This is a genomic window from Sphingobium terrigena, assembly GCF_003591655.1.
Lineage (GTDB): Bacteria > Pseudomonadota > Alphaproteobacteria > Sphingomonadales > Sphingomonadaceae > Sphingobium > Sphingobium terrigena.
Genome location: NZ_QVRA01000003.1, coordinates 1 through 19,136, shown reverse-complemented (window position 1 = coordinate 19,136; position 19,136 = coordinate 1). Strand labels below are relative to the sequence as shown.

At 60.2% G+C, this 19,136-nt stretch carries 16 protein-coding genes; 9 read left to right on the top strand and 7 right to left on the bottom strand.

What is annotated here, in order from left to right; all coding sequences use genetic code 11:
* Positions 1 to 2 precede the first annotated feature (2 nt).
* Positions 3 to 1,286: a CmpA/NrtA family ABC transporter substrate-binding protein gene (locus D0Z70_RS03995; protein ID WP_119744421.1), complete on the bottom strand. Its 1,284-nt coding sequence runs from the start codon at positions 1,284 to 1,286 to the stop codon at positions 3 to 5.
* A 505-nt stretch (positions 1,287 to 1,791) separates the two neighbouring features.
* Between D0Z70_RS03995 and D0Z70_RS03990 the strand changes: the two genes are divergently transcribed.
* The 5 genes from D0Z70_RS03990 to D0Z70_RS03970 all read left to right on the top strand — a co-directional run bounded on the left by D0Z70_RS03990 (position 1,792) and on the right by D0Z70_RS03970 (position 10,011).
* Complete coding sequence (locus tag D0Z70_RS03990; RefSeq protein ID WP_119744122.1) at positions 1,792 to 2,967, top strand: ROK family transcriptional regulator; 1,176 nt, start codon at positions 1,792 to 1,794, stop codon at positions 2,965 to 2,967.
* Between the two features lie 275 nt (positions 2,968 to 3,242).
* Positions 3,243 to 6,071 (top strand): TonB-dependent receptor, encoded by a 2,829-nt coding sequence (locus D0Z70_RS03985; protein ID WP_119744121.1) that lies wholly within the window; start codon positions 3,243 to 3,245, stop codon positions 6,069 to 6,071.
* 34 nt (positions 6,072 to 6,105) lie between these two features.
* Positions 6,106 to 7,101 carry an ROK family protein gene (locus D0Z70_RS03980; RefSeq protein ID WP_119744120.1) on the top strand — a complete coding sequence of 332 codons (996 nt, stop codon included), beginning with the start codon at positions 6,106 to 6,108 and terminating at the stop codon, positions 7,099 to 7,101.
* Positions 7,094 to 8,479 carry a sugar porter family MFS transporter gene (locus tag D0Z70_RS03975; protein ID WP_239018809.1) on the top strand — a complete coding sequence of 462 codons (1,386 nt, stop codon included), beginning with the start codon at positions 7,094 to 7,096 and terminating at the stop codon, positions 8,477 to 8,479. The genes D0Z70_RS03980 and D0Z70_RS03975 overlap by 8 nt, the downstream gene beginning before the upstream one ends.
* 44 nt (positions 8,480 to 8,523) lie before the next feature.
* Entirely contained in the window at positions 8,524 to 10,011 is a 1,488-nt protein-coding gene (locus D0Z70_RS03970) for a glycoside hydrolase family 32 protein (RefSeq protein WP_220475623.1), read from the top strand.
* Positions 10,012 to 10,250: 239 nt separating this feature from the next.
* On the opposite strand, the gene D0Z70_RS03965 is transcribed toward D0Z70_RS03970, so the two are convergent.
* From D0Z70_RS03965 to D0Z70_RS03945, 5 genes are all read right to left on the bottom strand, one after another.
* Positions 10,251 to 11,465, bottom strand: coding sequence for a serine hydrolase domain-containing protein (locus tag D0Z70_RS03965; protein WP_119744118.1), 1,215 nt, complete (start codon positions 11,463 to 11,465; stop codon positions 10,251 to 10,253).
* Positions 11,466 to 11,539: 74 nt separating this feature from the next.
* Positions 11,540 to 14,083, bottom strand: coding sequence for a TonB-dependent receptor (locus D0Z70_RS03960; RefSeq protein WP_119744117.1), 2,544 nt, complete (start codon positions 14,081 to 14,083; stop codon positions 11,540 to 11,542).
* A gap of 334 nt (positions 14,084 to 14,417) precedes the next feature.
* Positions 14,418 to 14,639, bottom strand: coding sequence for an Arm DNA-binding domain-containing protein (locus tag D0Z70_RS03955; RefSeq protein ID WP_239018808.1), 222 nt, complete (start codon positions 14,637 to 14,639; stop codon positions 14,418 to 14,420).
* A gap of 738 nt (positions 14,640 to 15,377) precedes the next feature.
* On the bottom strand, positions 15,378 to 15,752 hold the full coding sequence (locus D0Z70_RS03950; protein ID WP_119744116.1) for a DUF5615 family PIN-like protein: 375 nt from the start codon (positions 15,750 to 15,752) through the stop codon (positions 15,378 to 15,380).
* Positions 15,749 to 16,336 carry a DUF433 domain-containing protein gene (locus D0Z70_RS03945; protein WP_119744115.1) on the bottom strand — a complete coding sequence of 196 codons (588 nt, stop codon included), beginning with the start codon at positions 16,334 to 16,336 and terminating at the stop codon, positions 15,749 to 15,751. Before D0Z70_RS03945 ends, D0Z70_RS03950 begins: the two co-directional genes overlap by 4 nt.
* A gap of 215 nt (positions 16,337 to 16,551) precedes the next feature.
* Between D0Z70_RS03945 and D0Z70_RS03940 the strand changes: the two genes are divergently transcribed.
* Positions 16,552 to 17,349, top strand: a complete 798-nt coding sequence (locus D0Z70_RS03940) for a recombinase family protein (protein ID WP_220475622.1) — start codon at positions 16,552 to 16,554, stop codon at positions 17,347 to 17,349.
* Entirely contained in the window at positions 17,346 to 18,182 is an 837-nt protein-coding gene (locus tag D0Z70_RS03935) for an FUSC family protein (RefSeq protein WP_119744114.1), read from the top strand. Before D0Z70_RS03940 ends, D0Z70_RS03935 begins: the two co-directional genes overlap by 4 nt.
* On the opposite strand, the gene D0Z70_RS24820 is transcribed toward D0Z70_RS03935, so the two are convergent.
* Entirely contained in the window at positions 18,106 to 18,519 is a 414-nt protein-coding gene (locus tag D0Z70_RS24820; protein ID WP_182913855.1) for a cation-translocating P-type ATPase, read from the bottom strand. The two genes, D0Z70_RS03935 and D0Z70_RS24820, sit on opposite strands and share 77 nt — an antisense overlap.
* Between D0Z70_RS24820 and D0Z70_RS03930 the strand changes: the two genes are divergently transcribed.
* Both D0Z70_RS03930 and D0Z70_RS03925 read left to right on the top strand, forming a co-directional pair.
* Positions 18,444 to 18,848: a winged helix-turn-helix domain-containing protein gene (locus tag D0Z70_RS03930; RefSeq protein ID WP_239018806.1), complete on the top strand. Its 405-nt coding sequence runs from the start codon at positions 18,444 to 18,446 to the stop codon at positions 18,846 to 18,848. The two genes, D0Z70_RS24820 and D0Z70_RS03930, sit on opposite strands and share 76 nt — an antisense overlap.
* On the top strand, positions 18,763 to 19,136 hold a 374-nt coding region (locus tag D0Z70_RS03925), incomplete at its 3' end, for an FUSC family protein (protein ID WP_476712803.1). The genes D0Z70_RS03930 and D0Z70_RS03925, both read left to right, overlap by 86 nt.

The following is a 19,136-nucleotide window of genomic DNA, read 5'->3' as shown; positions in this document are numbered from 1 at the left end:
GTTCAGATCTTCTTGATCTTCAGGCTGGCCAGATAGGCTTTGGGATTGGCGGGATCGAACGTCTTGCCGTCGAAGAATTTTTCCACGCCCCGGCTGTCGCTGGCCGGACCCTTGCCACCCAGCACGCCCGCCGCCTTGCGCCAGATGTCGGCGCGGTTGACCTTGGCGATGATCGCGCTGGTGTTGAGGTTGGCGGGCAGCTTGCCCCAGCGCTGGTTTTCCGTGAGGAACCACAGGTCGTGGCTCTTGTAGGGGAAGGACGCATAGCCGGTAAAGAATTTCATCTTGAACGGCGCATTGGGATATTTGCGCCCGTCGCCCATGGTGAAATTGCCCTGCAACCGGTCGGCAATGTCGCTGACCGGGCATTTGAGATAATCGCGGCCCGACACCATCATCGCCAGCCGCGAAATATTGGCCGGATTGTCGGCCCAGCGCTGCGCCTCCAGCACGGCAGCGGTGATCGCCACCGCCGCGCGCGGATTTTGCGCGATCCAGTCGGACCGCATCGCAAAGCATTTTTCGGGATGGTTCATCCACATTTGCCCGGTCGATACCGCAGTATAGCCCAGCTGCTGCGCGACCAGCTGGTCGTTCCATGGTTCGCCGACGCAGAATGCGTCCATCGTGTCGGCCTTCATATTCGCGACCATCTGCGGCGGCGGCACGGTGATCAGGTCGACGTCGACATCGGGGTTGATCCCGCCCGCCGCCAGCCAGTAGCGCAGCCACAGGTCATGGGTGCCACCCGGAAAGGTCATGGCCATGGTGATCTTCTTGCCCGCGCTCTTGCGCTGCTCGATCACACCCTTCATCGACGCGGCGTTCAGCCCTGCCTTGGCCGCCAGATACTCCTTCGACACCGAAATGCCCTGACCATTGACGTTCAGCCGCGCCAGGATGCTCATGGCGGTCTGCTTGGAATTGATCCCCAGCGACATGAAATAGGGCATGGGGCTCAGGATATGCGCGCCATCGATGCCGCCGCTGCCCGATCCCAGCACCAGATTGTCGCGGGTCGCGCCCCAGCTGGCCTGTTTGGCGACGACCACATCGGGCATCCCATGCTTGGCGAACAGGCCCAGTTCCTTGGCGACGATCAGCGGCGCGCAGTCGGTCAGTGCGATGAAACCCAGCTTGGCACCCTTCACCTCCGGCCCGGCACCAGCGGCAAAGGCGCCGCTTGGAAAGGCCTGATGCACGGCGGTGAACAGCGCGGCGGTGCCTGCGCTGCGAATCACCTGCCGCCGGTTCGGCGTGCTGTTCTTGTCGGTCTTGTTATCCATGGCGAAGCCCCCTTCGAGAAATTTGATGATGGTGAAATCGGTTCGGCGGGGCAGGCGGGTTGATCGCAACGCCCGACGCCAAAACGAAAAAAAGCCGCAGGCCAGACCTTCGCATGTGCGAAAAGCTGGACAGCGGCTTTGCTGTTTCATGAGGGGCGTCCCGTTCCCCCGTCGGAAGGAACACCCATAAGGCACGTCATCGCGCCGACACAGACTATCCGTCGATTCGCGTTTCGACGCAAGCGGATATTTGGTGCGCTGCAAAATGGGAATGCGCGCGCAAATTGCCGTGATGGAACAACAGTCTGTGGAATTTGCCCCATGAGCCATGAGTCATTCATTGTTCTGGTGCCCGCTGCGGCACCCGATAGTCATGGTAAGGTCATGCGTGTGTCTCGAAATCCATTCGGTACGACAGCATCACAGCGGACTTCGATCGGTGATATTTGGCGTCGTGGCAGATCGATGGTTGCCTGGCGCAGATTTGGCGGCATAGGTTCATGTCATGCAGAGAGGCAGTAATCTTGATGGTGTCCGACGCTATAATGAGCGATTGGCGCTAGCCACGATCCGAAGACGAAACGGTGCGTCAAAAACCGACATTGCGAATGCTACCGGTCTTTCCGCGCAGGCTGCTGTAAGAATTGTTGATGCATTGGAGGCGGCGCAGCTGGTCGTTCGGACAGGCAAGCGTACAGGCGGGCTTGGTCAACCGTCGATATTATATGAAGTGAATGGCGATGGCGGCTTTACCGTCGGCGTCGAAATTGGGCGCGAAAGGCTCACGCTTGTCCTGCTCAACTATCGTGGGGAAGTGCTGGATCGTCATATCCAGCCTGTGGATTTTCCAGTTCCCGGATTTGTGCTGGAGCAAACCGCGGTGTTTGTCGATCGTCAGTTAGCCCGCCTCTCAGCGGAAAAGCGATCGTCCTTCCTTGGGATCGGCATAGCCATGCCCTGGTTCATCGGCGAATGGCGGCAGGAAATCGGCATTTCGGAAGCGCAGGCAGGGGAATGGGAAAGAGCCGATGTCGAGCAGATGTTCCGGTCGAGATTCAGCCATCCGCTATTTTTCGAGAATGATGGCAATGCGGGGGCGCTGGCGGAACTTCTGACCGGTGCGGGCCTGCAGCTTGAAAGCTATCTCTATCTGCATATCGGGACATTCATCGGTGGTGGACTGGTCTTGCGCGGGCAGTTGGAAGAGGGACGCCATGGCAATGCGGGGGCCATCGCATCGATGCCAGTGCCGTCGGCTGATCGGTCAGGAACGGATTATCTGCTCCACAAGGCCTCCCGTTACATGCTTGAAAAGGCGCTTGGCGCCGCGACGGGAATCGATGCGTCCTTTGACGACATGGTCACGTCCCGGTCGCAGCGCGTCAATGAATGGCTCGCGGATTGCGCCAAGGCGTTGGCATTTGTCATCATCGGGGCAAACAGCCTGCTGGACTTGCAAGCGATCATTATGGACGGGGATTTGCCTCCGCAACTGATTGCGCAAGTCATGTCAGCAGTCGAACAGCATATTGCGCAGTCCAGGCCGCTGGACTTCTTTGCGCCCGATCTGGTGCTTGGCACGATGCGCGATATGGCACCGGCGATCGGGGCCGGACTGCTGCCCATGTATGCGACCTTCTCCCCCAATCTGGCTACGCTCCTTAAGAACCCCAAAGTCTGATTCGCCGCACAATCGGACAAGACCCAATGCCGATCCCGCCGCCGGGATGTTTCGGCGCGTGCCTGCGCGATCGTTCGCCAGGAGGCATCTCAATTCCCATAAGCTTATGAAATGAAACCTCATAATTCCCCGATGGAGCACGTCCCTCCAGCAGCCTGAACGCCCCTTGACGAGATTAAATCACTTAAGTAGATTTAGTCCCGTCAAGCAGGTTGATAGGCCTGGCAAGAGCTTAAGAGCGAGCACGCAATGCGCGCCATCAGGAGGGGAAGATCATGAAATTATCCATCGTCAAACCAGTCGTGTCCGCCATAGCTGTCGCTGTATCGACGGGGCCTGTCTTGATGTCGCTAGCGCTGTCGCCAGCTGCTAACGCTCAGGAGAGCGCGGCGCAGGCCCGGCAAGGCGACAACCCAAATGGCAATGCCGAAATAATTGTGACGGGCGTCACGCGGGCCACCCGCAAGATCGATTCGACCAACACGATCAACACCATCACGCAGGAAGATATCAAGCGGCTGGCGCCAATGAGCACCGCCGACCTTCTTCAAAATGTGCCGGGTATCTACGCCGAGGGCAGCACGGCAGGCGAAGCGAGCAACAATATTACCGTGCGTGGCCTGCCGGTCACCGGCGGCTATCGCTATGCGCCGCAACTGATCGACGGCCTGCCCTGGTATGAAGAGCCTGAAGTCCAGTTCATGAACAATGACGTTGCCGTGCGTGACGACCTGATGACCGACCGGGTCGAAGTCATCAAGGGCGGCACTGGCGGCATTCTCTATTCCAACGGCCTGGGCGCGACGGTCAATCACATCACGAGGACCGGCAAGCAGGAATTTGAAGGCGGTTATCGGCTGGAACTGACGGAATATGGTCTTGTGCGCAACGAAGCCTTCATTTCCGGGCCGATCAACCAGAATCTGACCTTTGCGGTGGGCGGCTTCTATCGATTTTCAAACGGTATTCGCGATGTCGGCTACACCGCCGACAATGGCGGCCAGATCCGGGCGAACCTGCTGTATAAAAGTGACGATGACTCGCTCAAAATCTTCACGCAGGCGCATTTCATCAACGATCGAACCCAGTTCAACCAGAACGTCCCGTTCCAGGTTCCGCGCCTGAGTGCGCCAGGCACTGCCGAAGACCCGACGAAAATCAAATCAGACACGATTGCGCCGATCGGTATTGATTTTGGCAATGGCACCGTCAATTCGCCGTTCAATCGCTATTCGACGATGCTGGGCGAATATGGCCGCCGCCAGATCGACATGGCCGACGGCATTCATCCCAACTTCAGGATCTTCACCTTCAAGATCGACAAGGCGTTCGACAATGGCTGGGCCGTCGGCGGCGGTATTCGCCACACCAGCGGCACCAGCGACTTCAATGCGATGTTCACCGGCAATGATACCGCCTATGCGTCGGCATTCAACAGCGCCCGCTACCAGAATGATCTCGTCTCCCCCGCCTTCAACGCCGCAGTTTCCTGCGAAAATGGCACGGCGGCCTATGCAAAGCTGGTCGGATTTTTCAATTATCGCACGCCGGGGAGCTGCACGCCCTATACCGGCACGCGCGAGAATTTCATCAACAGCTATGCGCTCGCCAGGTCGGTCGGTGCCACTTATCTGAAAAACGGCCAGAAGGTTCCCGACGGCACCTATCTCAATTTTCTGCTGCCTTTCGTGACCCGGACCAAGGCGCGCAGCACGTCGATCGACCTCAAGGTGAGCAAATCCTTCGAGGCACTGGGGACGCATGACCTGACCGTGGGCGGTTATGCGTCGGCCTATTCCACCGAGCAGAATTTCCAGTCGTCGCTGCTGGTGTCGACGATGGAGAAGGATTCTTCGCTGGTCGATCTGCGCGGCCTTGACGCCGCCGGCAATCCCGTCGGCCCGTCACTGACGCTGGACGGCGCGATATTGCCGGGCTTTTTCGGCTATGTCAGCGATGTCGATGTCAACGGCCGTGCCATCTATGCGCTGGATCATTGGGAAACGCTGGGCGGCAAGCTGAAAATCGATGCGGGCATCCGCTATCAGACGCAAAGCGCGACCGTCACCCGCTACGATCGGGTTGTGAACACGAACCTGACTCCCGCCAACATCGTGGTCGGCTCAGCCAATGACACGACGGCGGACAATGAAGTGTCGCTGCCGGGCAATCGCCGCGACCTGTCGGACGATTTCAAGGGCTTTGGCTGGTCTGTCGGCGCAAACTATTCCTTCTCCAACACATTGGCTGTTTACGGACTGGTCTCGCGCTCCTTCCGCCTGCCCTCGATGGAAGATCTCAACGAATTCCGCGTGAATTCGGCTGCGGTCGGCAAGCAGGTGGAACATATCATGCAATATGAAGGTGGCCTGCGCTATTATGACCGCCAGTTCGATGCGCAGTTGGCGCTGTTCTACAACAAGTTCGATCCTCGCCAGCAGATCAACGAATATCGCAACTTCACCGACCCGTCCTGCGCGGTCCCGGCACCCGGCGTGCCCAACATCAACGCCTGTCCGCTGGTCCGCCAGCTCTATCAGCGCGGCATCAAGAACAAGGGCATGGAATTGTCCATGGCGTTGCGCCCCAATGCGATCCCCGGCTTCGAGCTTCGCGGCAGTCTGGTCCTGCAAGACCCCAAGGTGACGGACGCCAACTACACGATCGTGAATGCGTCCACCAACCCCAGTGGCGTCGTGACCGCCTATAATTTCGTCGAGGTGGGCGAAAATGGCCGTCGTCCGAGACGTCTGGCCAATATGATGGTCAATATTCAGCCGAGCTGGGACCTCAAGCCGCTGACAGGCCTGCCTGTCCGGCCCTATGCCAAGTTCACCTATTTCGGCAATCGCTACTCGGAATCGGCTGACTTCAACGTCACGCTCTATCCCGCTTATTATCATATCGATGCCGGTGTCATGGTTGACGTCACCAGCCGTCTGTCGGCCCAGTTCCATGTGTCGAACATCACCAACCAACTGTCCTTTACCGAAGGCGATCCGATCTTCTTCGATCTGCTCGGTCCCAATGGCGATACCAATCGCGGGGTCGGGCGTCCCCTGTTTGGCCGCATCGTCCGCGGCAGCCTGACGTACAGCTTCTGAAGCGCCAGCATCCATTCCTGCCCGAAAGGCTCGTATGACCATCACGACACAAACCGGCCTTCTGGGGGGAATTGAGGCAGGCGGCACGAAGTTCATCTGCGGGATCGCGGATCGCGACGGGGTGATCCTCGACACGATCCGCATAGCGACCGAAGCGCCGACACAGACACTGGCGGCCGTCGCCAGCTTTTTCCAAGCGGCTGTCGAACGCCACGGCCCGCTTGCGGTCCTGTCGATCGGCAGCTTTGGTCCCCTGTCGCTGCGTCCCGCCGCGCCGGATTACGGCTCTATCACCAGCACGCCCAAGCCAGGTTGGAGCGGGGTTGATCTGGTGGGCTATTTCAGGAACGCCCTGGGCGTGCCGGTGGCGATCGACACGGATGTCAATTGTTCGGCCGTGGGAGAACGCCTGTTCGGTAGCGGCAGGGGTCTCGACAGTTTCTGTTATGTGACGATCGGCACCGGCATCGGTGTCGGCATGATCGTGAACGGCGCGCCCTATGGCGGCGCCAATCACCCCGAAGCCGGCCATATCCGCCTGCCACGGGCGCCCGGCGACGAAGCCTTTGCCGGGCACTGCCCTTTCCATGGCGACTGTCTGGAGGGGCTGGCCTGTGGTCCGGCGATGATGGCGCGCTGGGGCGTGCGCCCGCCGGAGCTTCCCGACGATCATCCCGCCTGGGCGATCGAGGCGGACTATATTGCCGGGCTGTGCACCAACCTCACCTATATCATGCGGCCCGACAGGATCATCCTGGGCGGGGGCGTGATGCAACGGCCCCATATCTACGGCCTGATACGGCGTGCCCTGAGCGAAAAGCTGGCCGGATATGATTCGAGCATCCGCGATCTGGACCTGAACGATTATATTGCCCAGCCGACGGCAGGTGCCTCTGCCGGGCTCTGCGGCGCACTGGCGATCGCTCACCATGAGGTGGTGCGCCAATGGCCTGCCCATTGGCGCCTGGGCATACTGCAAGAGGATGCGGACGACATGTCGGTCGCACAACAGGAGACGGTGCATGACTGATGACAAGGCGGAGCGCGCAGGCGCTGTAACCCGCCCGATGATATTGGCGGCGGCGGGTGCTGCCCTTGGCGGGCTGCTCTTCGGTGTCGATACCGCCGTTATTTCCGGGACGACTTCGGCGCTTCAGGCGCGTTTCGCGCTCAGCGATTCCGCGCTGGGCTTTACCGTCGCATCCGCCCTGATCGGCACGGTGATTGGCGCGTTGACCGCCGGTGCGCCGGCCGACCGCTTCGGTCGCCGGGCGATGCTGATCGTCATTGCGCTTTGCTATGTCGTGTCATCCCTGGGCTGCGCCTTTGCATCCGGCTGGTATAGTCTGGTGGCGTTTCGTTTCCTTGGGGGACTCGCCATCGGCGCGGCGTCGGTCGTGACCCCCATCTATATCGCCGAAGTGTCTCCGGCGGCCTATCGGGGCCGGCTGGTGGCGCTCAACCAGCTCAACATTGTTCTGGGCATATTGCTCGCTTTCCTGTCGAACTTCGTCATCGCCGGTCTCGCCCCGCCGGAAACCGCGTGGCGCTGGATGCTGGGCATCATTGCCGCGCCTTCGGCCATTTTCCTGGCTATCACCTTCCTCTTGCCCGAAAGTCCGCGCTGGCTGACCGTCCAGGGGCGTGGCGATGCCGCGCACCTGGTCATGGCCCGGCTCGGCTTTGCCGACCCCGATGCCGAAGTGGACCGAATGCTGGCTGCGGCGGCACGAGACACCCATGGCGAAAAGCCGCGACTTTTCCAATCTGCGCATAGCCTGCCGGTTACCTGCGCCATATTGATCGCCATGTTCAACCAGCTTTCGGGCATCAACGCCCTCCTATATTATGCGCCGCGCATCTTCGAATTGGGTGGGGCGGGCGCCGACACGGCGCTGCTGCAATCGGTGGCGGTCGGGGGCACGAACCTTGTCTTCACGATCCTGGCGCTGTTCCTGATCGACCGGTTCGGCCGCAAGCCGCTGCTCTATTTCGGATCAGTTGCGACCGCCGCAGCCCTGTTCCTTGTCGCGGCCCAACTGGAAAGCGCGCAGCCGGACGGAACGATGGTATTGCTGGGCCTGCTGGGCTTCATCGCGGCCTTCGCGGTTTCGCAAGGCGCGGTCATCTGGGTGTTCATCTCCGAAGTGTTCCCCAGCACCGTGCGCGGCAAGGGGCAGGCGCTGGGCAGTGCCACCCATTGGGTCATGGCCGCAGCCATCACCTGGGTCTTTCCGGTCTTCGCTACCAATCTGGGCGGGTGGGTCTTTGCCTTTTTCGGCGGGATGATGGTGCTCCAGTTGCTGTTCGTTTGGAAGCTGATGCCAGAAACCAACGGCATTGCCCTGGAGGATATCGACCTTGGTAACGCAGCATCCGGTCGCGTCGGACTGGCGGCAGCACAATGACCCGGAACTTCTTGTGTGTCATGAAAGCTGCTGTTGCGCTTTCGATGACGATATCCGCTGCGGTATGGGCGCAGGACGCATCAAATAGGCCTCAACCGGTCTATCATTTCGCCCCGGCGGCCAACTGGATGAACGATCCCAATGGATTGGTCTATTATGACGGCGAATATCACCTGTTTTACCAGTATAACCCCTATGGCGACCGCTGGGGCCATATGAGCTGGGGCCATGCCGTCAGCCGGGATTTGGTGCGCTGGACGGAATTGCCGGTCGCTGTCCCCGAAACCGACGTCATGGCCTTTTCCGGCAGTGCGGTCGTCGATTGGCACAATGACAGCGGCTTGGGCAAAAATGGCAAGCCGCCGATGGTCGCCTTCTTCACCGGCTTCAATCCCAGAACCAAAATCCAGGCGCAATATGCCGCCTACAGCAATGATCGCGGGCGGACATGGACGCGCTTTGGCGACAAGCCGATACTCGATATCGGTTCGACCGAGTTTCGCGATCCCAAAGTGTTCTGGCACGCGAAAACGAAAAGCTGGATCATGCTGGTTGTCCTGGCTGTGGAAAACAAGCTGGCCATCTATACGTCGAAAGACCTCAAGCAGTGGGACAAGGCCAGCGAGTTCGGGCCTGCCGGCGCGCGCGGCAAGAATTGGGAATGCCCCGATCTGTTCGAACTGCCGGTCGAGGGGCATCCGGGCCAGACCCGCTGGGTGCTTGGCATCAATCTGGGCGACAGCGCCATTGGCGGCGGATCGGGCGGCCAATATTTCGTCGGTGATTTTGATGGTCGCCGCTTCACGCCTGATCCAACGTCGGGCACGGCCCCGCTGTGGATGGACTATGGCGCGGATTTCTATGCGGCGGTGTCCTGGAACGACATTCCGGCAAAGGATGGCCGGCGGATCTGGATCGGCTGGGCCAATGACTGGCGCTATGCCAATGCCATTCCGACATTCCCCAGCCGCGGTCTGATGTCCTTGCCCCGCACAGTATCGCTCCGCCAGACGGCAGCTGGATACCGGATCGCCCAAGCGCCTGTGCGCGAGGTCGAAACCCTCCGGCGTGACCCGGTGCGCGTCGACGAACTGCTATTGGGCGAAGCGGAAGTCGCACTCCCCGTGGAGGGTGGTTCGGTCGAGCTGCAACTGGACATCGACGCGGGAAATGCGGATCAGATCGTGCTGGCCCTGTCCGACGATCAGGGATTCCGTACGCTGATCGGCGTCAATCCGACCATCAAGGAGTTGTTTGTCGACCGGACCCGATCGGGTCCGCATTTCCATGATGCCTTTCCAGAGCGGCATAACGCCCCGATCAAGATCGAGGCGGGGCGTTTCACGCTGCGCCTGCTGGTCGACCAATCGATCGTGGAGGTCTATGCCGACAATGGCGAAACGACGATCACCGATCGCTTCTTTCCCGCGAGCGGGAAACTGCGCTGGAGCGCCTACGCCCGCAATGGCACGGCGACGATCCGCTCGCTGAAAGCATGGCAATTGGGCGATGCCGTGCAGGTAGCCAAATGACATCCCAAATTGCAGTAGCCAGCCAGGCTTGCAGCTGAGTTCCGGCCTGAAGCCGGAGGATCCCTGTCCGCATGTAGACTGCACGCTATGTGCGGATAGGGATCATTGCATGAGATATCGCAAGTGGGGATTGGGTCTCTGAGATGGCCGGGCTGACCATTGGCAGATATGCCTGTCTTATGGCTGCTGCGTAATAAGAAAGTCATAAGTGCTGACCGCATTTCAGATTATGATGAAGCTCAAGGCTTTGTAAGTTGAAGGAAATAGGCGAGCGTTTCGGCCATGACATGGGGTGGTTCGGGCAGCGGATAATGGCTTAGCTTCACGATCACCGTGCGGCTTTGCGGATGGACATAGATGAACTGTCCCGCCAGGCCGAGCGCAGTGTAGGCGCCGGGCTGATCGTCCAGCTGCCAGAACTGGAACCCATAGCCGCGTCCGCCCAGAGGCGTGGGCTGGGCGAAGGAGATCATGCGGGTTGCCTGCTTGATCCAGTCGCGCGGCAGCACCGGCTTGCCGTCGCGCAGGCCATCGTCCAGCATCAACTGCCCCAGCCGCGCATAGTCGCGCAGGGTTGCGTTGAAGCCCATGCCGGACAGTTCGCGCCCCTTGCCCTCCGGTCCGTCAGCGATCCAGAAGGCATCATTCTCCATGCCGGCAGGTTGCCACAGATGAGCGGTAGTGAAGGCGGCGAGCGACTGGCCGGTTGCCCGTTCCAGCACCCATCCCAGGACGGCCGTGTCGAGCGTGGCATAGTTGAAACGGCTGCCAGGCGTGGCGGCCCGGCCGATGCCGACCGCGCGGTCAGCGAACCGCTCTTCGTTCAGGACGACGGCATGGCGATGGATCAGCGCGGCGACGCTGGGCTTCTCCCCGAAATCATAGCGTTCGTCATAATCGACGCCCGATCGCATCTGGAGCAACTGGCGGATCGTCACGTCGCCATAGGCGCCCTTGCGCAGTTCAGGGACATATTTGCCGGCCGGATCGTCGAGCGAAGCGATCTTCCCCTGGTCCAGAGCAATGCCGATCAGCAATGACGTGATCGATTTGGCCATGGAGAAGGAAATGAAGCGATCGGACGGCCGGGACCGGTTGCGATACTGTTCGAACACGATCTTGCCGTCGCGCAGGACGATGATCGCATTGGTATAGGTGCGGCGGGCCCAATCGTCATAGCTGTAGGTGACGCTGCCTTGCTGGAAGGGGGGCGGGGTGATCGTCCGGCCATCGGGCAGAGCGCGGACGGAATCGCCGTGCGGCACCGCGCGGGTTTCGAACATGTCGGCGGAATGGCGGAAGTTGAAGGCGTTGATGTCGGCATCCAGCCAATGTTCGCGCATCTGGATGACGGGATCGACGGGGATGTCGGTCGGGGCGGCAGCGGGCGCCGACATGGCCGTGGCGGCCAGCAAGAGGGGGGCCAGCAGGCGCAGGGCAGGGCGGTGGATCATGGGAACCTCGTCAGGAAAGGAAAGCGTCGTGATGAAGGGGCGGCGCGGCTCAAGCCGCGCTGCCGATCGGTCGATCAGAACGCCTTCTTGATCGTCACCGCCCAGGTGCGCGGCAGGCCCGGCGCGCCAGACAGGACACCCACCGAACTGAAATTGGTGTTCATTGAGGTGAAATAATATTTGTCGGTCAGGTTGCGCACCTCCAGCGATGCGCTCCACCCATCGTCTGCGCTCCGCCAGGTGACGCGGCCATTGGCCAGGAAATAGCCGTTGATCCGGCTGGTCGCGACCAATGTGGGCAGGGCGCCGCCGCCTGCGCCTACCGCCGTAGTCGACACGGTGGTCGCATCCGTGTTGATCGCGTCGACATAGATATGGGACTGATAGCTGCCGTCGAGACGGAAGCTGAGTTCCCCGCCCAGGACATCCGGCACGTCATATTGCGCGCCGACATTCCATTTCCACTTAGGCGTGAAGGGCGGCACCATGTCCAGCGTCACGCCGGTATTGGCGCTGCCGAGTGAGGTATATTTGAAGTCGAGATAGCTGAGTGATCCGTCGAAGGTCAGGTTGCGGGTCGGCCGGATCGTCGTTTCGAACTCGATACCCTTGACGTCCGCCGACCCCACATTGGTGGGCTGGAGGCAGGGCGTCCCTTCCGCACCCGTATCGGTCGGGCAATTGAACACGGTCAGGATGATATTCTTGTAATCGTTGAAGAAGGCCGAGACGTTGAAGCGCAACATGCGGTTGAACAGGTCTGTCTTGAACCCCGCTTCATAGGCGGTGATAGTTTCCGGCGAGAAGGCGCGCACCTGGCTGGGATAGAAGGGCCGGGGATTGACGCCGCCCGCGCGATAGCCGGTCGATACCTGCGCATAGACCATGAATTCGGACGAGAAGCGATAGTCCGCCGCGACGCGCCAGTCGGTCCGCTGCGACTTGAAATGTGCGCCCAGACCGTTGAGGCCGAAGAGCAGGCAGTTGGGCGAATTGCCTTCGCCCGTCGGCCCGGCGGTCGGCGCGCCCAGGAAGAATGCGCATGGTCCCTGGATCGCCGTGCCATCGGGATTGCGGCGGACATAGCCATAATCCTTCTCGTCCCAGGACGACCGGATGCCGCCCGTCAGCGTCAGCGCGTCGACCGGCTTGAAGCTGACATTAGCGAACAGCGCCTTGTTCTTGGCGGGCGTCGGATCAGGACCGTGGAGGAAGTCGATGCCGGCATAGTTGAGGTCGATGCGACCGGTGAACTTGCCCTTGGTGTCGAAATAGAATCCGCCCACGGTATAGTCGAGTCGGCGGTCGAGTGCTGTCCCGCTCAGGCGCAGTTCCTGGCTCCATTGGGTGTTGGTCTGTTGCTGTTCGAACATCGACGACTGAACCGGCGCACCTTCGGCAAAGGACCAGTCGGCCTCATAATGACGGTAGGACGTGATCGATTTCAGAGCGAGGGTGTCGCTGATCGTCCAGTCGATCGTGCCGGCAAAGCCGTAATTGTCGAGGTCCGAATGCGGGTCGAGCGACAGCGGCTTGTACGCCATCTGCCCGTCGCGGGTCGCATTGTCGGTGAAGGTGGCGTAGCTGATGAATTTCTTGTTGTAGCCCGACGGTGGCGTGTCGCAACTGTTGACGCCGAAGGCGACGAACGCGCAGTTGAGCGCTACCGGGGTGCCATTGACGCCAGCCAGCCAGGGGCGGGGGCCACCGGTTGCGCTGGGACCGGGGAATATACCGGCCTTGTTGGCGAAAATCAGCACGCTGGCACCGGCCTCGTCGCGCTGGCGGGTATAGTCGGCCGACACATTGATTTCGACATTGTCGGTCGGTAGCCAGCGCAGGGCCGCCTTGGTCGCGATGAAGCTCTGCCCGCCCAATGTGCCGAGTTCCGGGTCGGCGTCGGTCGCCTGGGTCGGCACGTTCGAACCCGGATGGGTCAGTGCATAGTCGAGGCGCTTTACATAGCCATCGCGATTCTTGGATGCGCCCGACACGCGCAGGAACAGATTGTCGGTCAGCTTGAGGTCGATATAGCCGCGCATGTCGATGCGATTGTAGCTGCCATAGGTGGCCTCCAACATGCCGCTGCCGTCCCCCTTCGGCTTGACCGAATAGAGTTTGATCGACCCCCCCAGCGAGTTGCGACCAGCGAGCGTACCCTGCGGCCCGCGCAATATCTCGACCCGGTCGAGGTCCATCAGGTCCAGCAGCGATCCGGTCAGCGTCGGCAGATAGACGTCGTCGATATACATGCCGACGCCCGGTTCGAGCGCGAAATTGGGGTCTGATTGGCCGACGCCGCGGATGAAGGCAATGATGCCGGGACCAAGATAGCCGTTTTGCGGTGCCAGCGTGACGTTGGGCGTTTGCGCGGCGACTTCCGAGATGTTGGTCTGGCCCCGCGCTTCGAGCGCTTCGCCGCTCAATGCAGTGATGGCGAGCGGCGTATCCTGCAGCTTCTGCGAACGGAACTGCGCGGTGACGATGATATCCGGCGGCGCCTGCATGTCGCCGGCGGGGGGCGTCGATGCGCTATCCTGCGCCAGAGCCAGCGGTGCGACCGGCAGAGCAGCCAACACGGATAGGCTGGCGCCAAACAATGTCTGTCGGATTGTCATGATCTTATCCTCCCCATTTGTATGCTTATGATACAATATAGTTATAATTATGCCGCTCTGTGATTAATGAACGGTTTTATCCATCAGAACAGGTGCGATGCTATTAGGAAATAGTAGATATTTTATCTTGGCCGGATTGCGAACGCGACAAGTCCAAGCCTCATCAATCGGGAAAATCCTACCCATATACTAAGCATGAATAGCCTGCGCCGGCTGTGGCGATTTCACCCTCCCTCCACTGATGCTGTCAGGACCCATATTTTCTTGCGGCGATCGGTCAGCAACGATCCATACACATATATGGAATTTTCTAGAATGTGAAATGAAATTTCTGTCAGATGCCTTGGACCCTGGATGCCAGCCATTTCTGCTGGCCAGGGTGGCGATAGTTCATCCGCCGATCGCGCCTGCCATCGGGCGTCATGTAGAGGAACAGGCCATCGCTATCGGTGAGTTTGCAGGGCTTTGCGTGGCGCTTGGCGTTTTTTGATCGCAGCGGCGGTAAGCGCCATGATCGTATCTCCTGTTCGAGGAGGGCCGTGCTACCATCAGACATGCCATCAACATGCTGGTATCCGGTGGTCCAAGACCGCTCCGTATGGGATAGCTATACCATGAAAAACCGCAGGAATCTGCCATTCCTGGCATCTTCTGATACCCTCTGGGAGAGTATTTTGGTGACCCAAATTGGACACGTATCGAACTTTTTCAGAATTCCTTCAATAGAATCTCGAAAAATGGTCGAGCGATACCGCGCCGCATTTGCCGATGCAGCGTGACTTCGTTAGGCATATACTCAAGGCATGGCTCCGGGTACTTTCGTAGCACCGAACTCAAAGGGTTCATCACTCGCCATGTCGAGCGTGTAGCACCTTCGAGTCCAGGTTCAATTGTACCGGCGTAACTTGCGATATGCATCCCCTGATCGATCTCTGGTGGGCCTCACCAATGTCTGATGATGCGCCAGAGCAGGAAATCGGTCTGTGGCGAGAATGACGACACGCTCTCGGTCGCGCAATGGGGAGGGCACTGACGTACCGCATCCGGCAGTCTGGTGCCGATAAGTGTGGATTGCTCCCCATGAAGCTGTCAGCGGACCATCATTTGCCTCGGTTATATTATCCGGCAAGAATGTCGCGTCTGGTGTGACGTTTTGCTCGGTGAATATAATCGAGTCTGGAATCGCTCTGAAAACGGGATGACAAATCGGTTCTCTGTCGTTTGGTTTAGGATGTCGTTGTGCCGCTAAGCGCGGAGCGGTGCACTGGTTTGCAGCGGGAAGCGACCAACCAAATCAGGGAAGCGGATAGAGACGGACCGACCCATCGACGTCGATCTCCAGGACATGGTTCACGATCACGTCCGAGGGAGATCCGAGCGTTTTGAGATAGGCGATGGCGGCAAGCAGCAGCGCCAGCGATGCGTCGCGGGTGACGTTGGGCAGAATGATCAAGCCTGGATGGATATCTTCGCGCGCCACGAGCTTACGGAAGTCGGCGGCATTCTCGGTGACGATCACCCGATCCTCGGTGAGGCAACGGGCGAGCACTTCATCGTCGCGCTCGCCCAGACGCCCATAGTCGCGCGGATGCAGGGCATCATGCGCACCGGATTGATTGAGATGTCGGGCGAGCGCGGGCGAGAGGCACTCGTCGATGAAGAGTCTCAAGCAGCCTTCTTCCAGGGCCGCCCACCCGGACGCCCGACGAGTGGGTGAGTACGGGCATAGAGCAGCGCTGTGGTAACCGCTTCGCGACTCAGGCTCGGATAGTCGTCGACGATTGCATCGATGCTCTCGCCACCGTCCAGCCGGCCGCGGATGGCGTAGACGCTGAGACGCGTTCCCTTGATGACCGGCGTGCCACCGAGGATGTCCGGGTTCTCCTCGATATGGACATCGCGCGCCCGCGCATAGTTTGCTGCCCGCTCCGCAAGATCACGGTCGACCAGGCGAGGAACATCCACCGATACGGCGGGTGCGATCTCGAGCGCTTCGCTCGTCATGAGGGCAGGGGAGCGGGAAGCGAGCGCTCGCGCCAAGTTCCTCTTCTCGATCCGCCCGAGGGTCATAGGCAGGCGCTTTACGATCGCGGCGTATGGCACCGCGTGAAGCGGCAGCATCCGTCGCAGCTTGCCGCGTGACATCACGCTGCGGATGCCGATCAGAACATTCTCTTCGATCGCCTTGTCGATGGCGCGCACGGACACGTCGGCCAGTTCGGCTACCTCGCGGGTCGTGAAAGCGTTTGGCATAAATATCTCCCTAGATCGGGGGATATATTCTATCTGGGATTGAATTTCAAGGCTGCGCGCGGCTGCACCGTCCACAAGCTACGCTGAGGGATGTGGCTTTGTCCGAAGCGAGTCCCACAGATTCAATATCATAGACGAAAAATGTTACGGACATGAATCGAAATCGGTGCCTATAGGCCTCGGCTCCCGAGGGTAATGAAGCAGGAGCGATAGCGTTGGCGAGACCGAGGAATCCCGGAAATCGATATAAGCGGACTAAGACGAAGACTGACCACAGCTCCGGCGCCAGAAAGGCAGTTCTGTATACACGGGTGTCGACACCGGACCAGGAGCGGGAGGGCTATTCGATTCCCGCGCAGATGAAACTCCTCGAGGATTATGCGGCGCTCAACGGGATAATCGTCGCCAGCACACATGTGGACGTCGAGACGGCGAAGAAGGCCGGGCGCACCGCCTTCGGCGAGATGCTGCGCCATCTCCACCGCGATCCCGATATCGGGATCCTGCTCGTCGAGAAGACCGACCGGCTGTATCGGAACCTGAAGGATTGGGCGATTATCGACGATCTCGGGATCGAGGTCCATTTCGTGAAGGAGATCCGGCGTGTATGGGTTCAGGCAGTCAGTCTCGCACTCGCCGACTTCGGACTTCCCGCATCGCTCATTTCGGCGCTCATTCTGGCGTCCCGTCATGGAGACAAGGGTGTCAGGCAGAACGCGCTGGCCGAGGAAGTCGGGGTCAATCCGGGCGGCATGGTGCGCATTCTCGACCAGGCCGAAGCCGCCAACCTGCTTGAGCGGCGCGATTCTCCCGACGACCGGCGCATCAAGACGATCCATGTCATGCCGAAAGGTCGTGACCTTGCGAAGAAGATGGAAAAGGCGGTCACGCGGCTCCGCGACGATCTCCTTGGTGATCTTCCTTCGCAGGACATCGAAACGACGACGCGCACGCTGCGTTTGTTCGAGGAACGGATCGGTCAGTTCCTGCAGCAGGCGCGGACGGGCCGATGAAAGTCAGCGCCGATCAGCTGATCTTCTCTGTTAAGCTGTTCGTCGCGGGCATGATCGCATTCGCGATAGCGGTGCGGATCGGCCTGCCCAATCCTTACTGGGCACTTGTCACCTGCTGCGTCTGCATGAACTCCATGAGCGGGGCGATCCGGTCGAAGGCCGTCTATCGCTTCACCGGAACTTTCTGCGCCGGCTTCGTCACGCTTGCCATGGTCGCGCTGTTTGCGAGCGCGCCGCTGCTGCTGATCGCGGCGTCGGGAATCGTGGCAACCCTGGCGTTCGGTATTTCTTTCCTCGACCGCACGCCGCGCAGCTACGGCTTCCAGCTTTTCGCGATCACGCTCATGCTGGTGGCGGTCGCCGGTGTGGATCATCCGGAGATCATGTTCGATACCGTTGTGGCGCGGGTCAGCGAAATCACCCTCGGCATCCTCGCGACGACCCTCGTTGACGGCGTGATCGCTCCGCATTCTCTTGAAGGTGCGCTACGCGCGCGCCTGCATCGCTGGCTGCCCAGCATCGAGACCTGGGCGAAGGATGTCCTTGATGGCCATGAGGCGGACGACCAAGGAGAGCATGACCGGCTAAAGACGCTGGCCGACATCACATCCCTGTCACAGCTGACCGGAGCGCTGCGCTACGATCCGACNTCTGGGAGAGCAAATCAAGCTCCTCAAGGCCCGATAGATTTTGCCATCCAGGGTGGGGCTCGCCCCACCCTGGATGAAATGCTACGCATCCCATGGATGTCGCGCTTCAAATCGAAACCGCCCATCGGGCAGCGTTTGCGAGAGCCAGTATCGAGCTTGCGGACATTGCAACGGCCGCCGTAACAGGAGACAAACCTCCAAGGAGCGCGGTTGGTACGGCAATCATATTGTAGCCGATTGCAGTCAAGATGTTTTGTCTTGAGATCCGCTGATAACGCCGGGCGATCGACAGGGTGATCGCAAGTTGTTCCACCCCTCCCGAAAGGAAGGAAACGGCTGCACTGGAAGCCGCCGCAGGATGGGCGCGCGCGACAACGATCCCGCAATCTGCCGCAGCAAGCGCCGGCGCATCGTTGACTCCGTCGCCGATGAACAGCACCGGCCATGGCAAAGTCCGCACCAAATCGGCCTTGGCGCCCGGAGTGCACTCCGACAGGACTTCGCCGGATTTCAGTCCCACCTCGAGCCAGTGGGCGGGCAAGCGGCGATCTGGAACTGGGTGCGCTGATAATCAGCGAAGCGCGTAGATCAGTGGCCTTGGATGGCAAGGAAATCGCCGTCTCTCGCCGGGAGTTTGCGATCCTGCATGCTTTGGCCGAGCGCCCAGGGCACGTCCTGTCGCGCAGTCAGCTGGAAGATCGCATCTACGGCTGGCAGGAGGAAATCGAAAGCAACGCGGTGGAGGTACACATCCACAAGCTCCGTGCGAAACTCGGCCGGACCCGCATCGAAACGGTGCGTGGTNGATCTGGCCGATGCCGTGCGCTCGCTTCCGCTCGATGCCAGTGATGCGCGCGCGTGGCAGCAGCTCGTTCATGATGCGCTGGCCGACATGCTGACCGAAATGCTGACGCTCTGGAGCGAAGTCTCGCGGATCGAGGCGGCGTTGAGCGGAAAGGCGAAGCTTGCGCCCGCGCTCGCGCGAACAGTCAGCGAGACGCGGGCGTTTCCGCTCAACCCCGACATTGATCACGCTGCCCGGATCGCGGCGGGAATCCTCGTAACCTACGCCCTCCTCTGCGGGCTCTGGTATGCGACGGGCTGGCATCAGGGCGCGAACGCCGTCCTGTTCAGCAC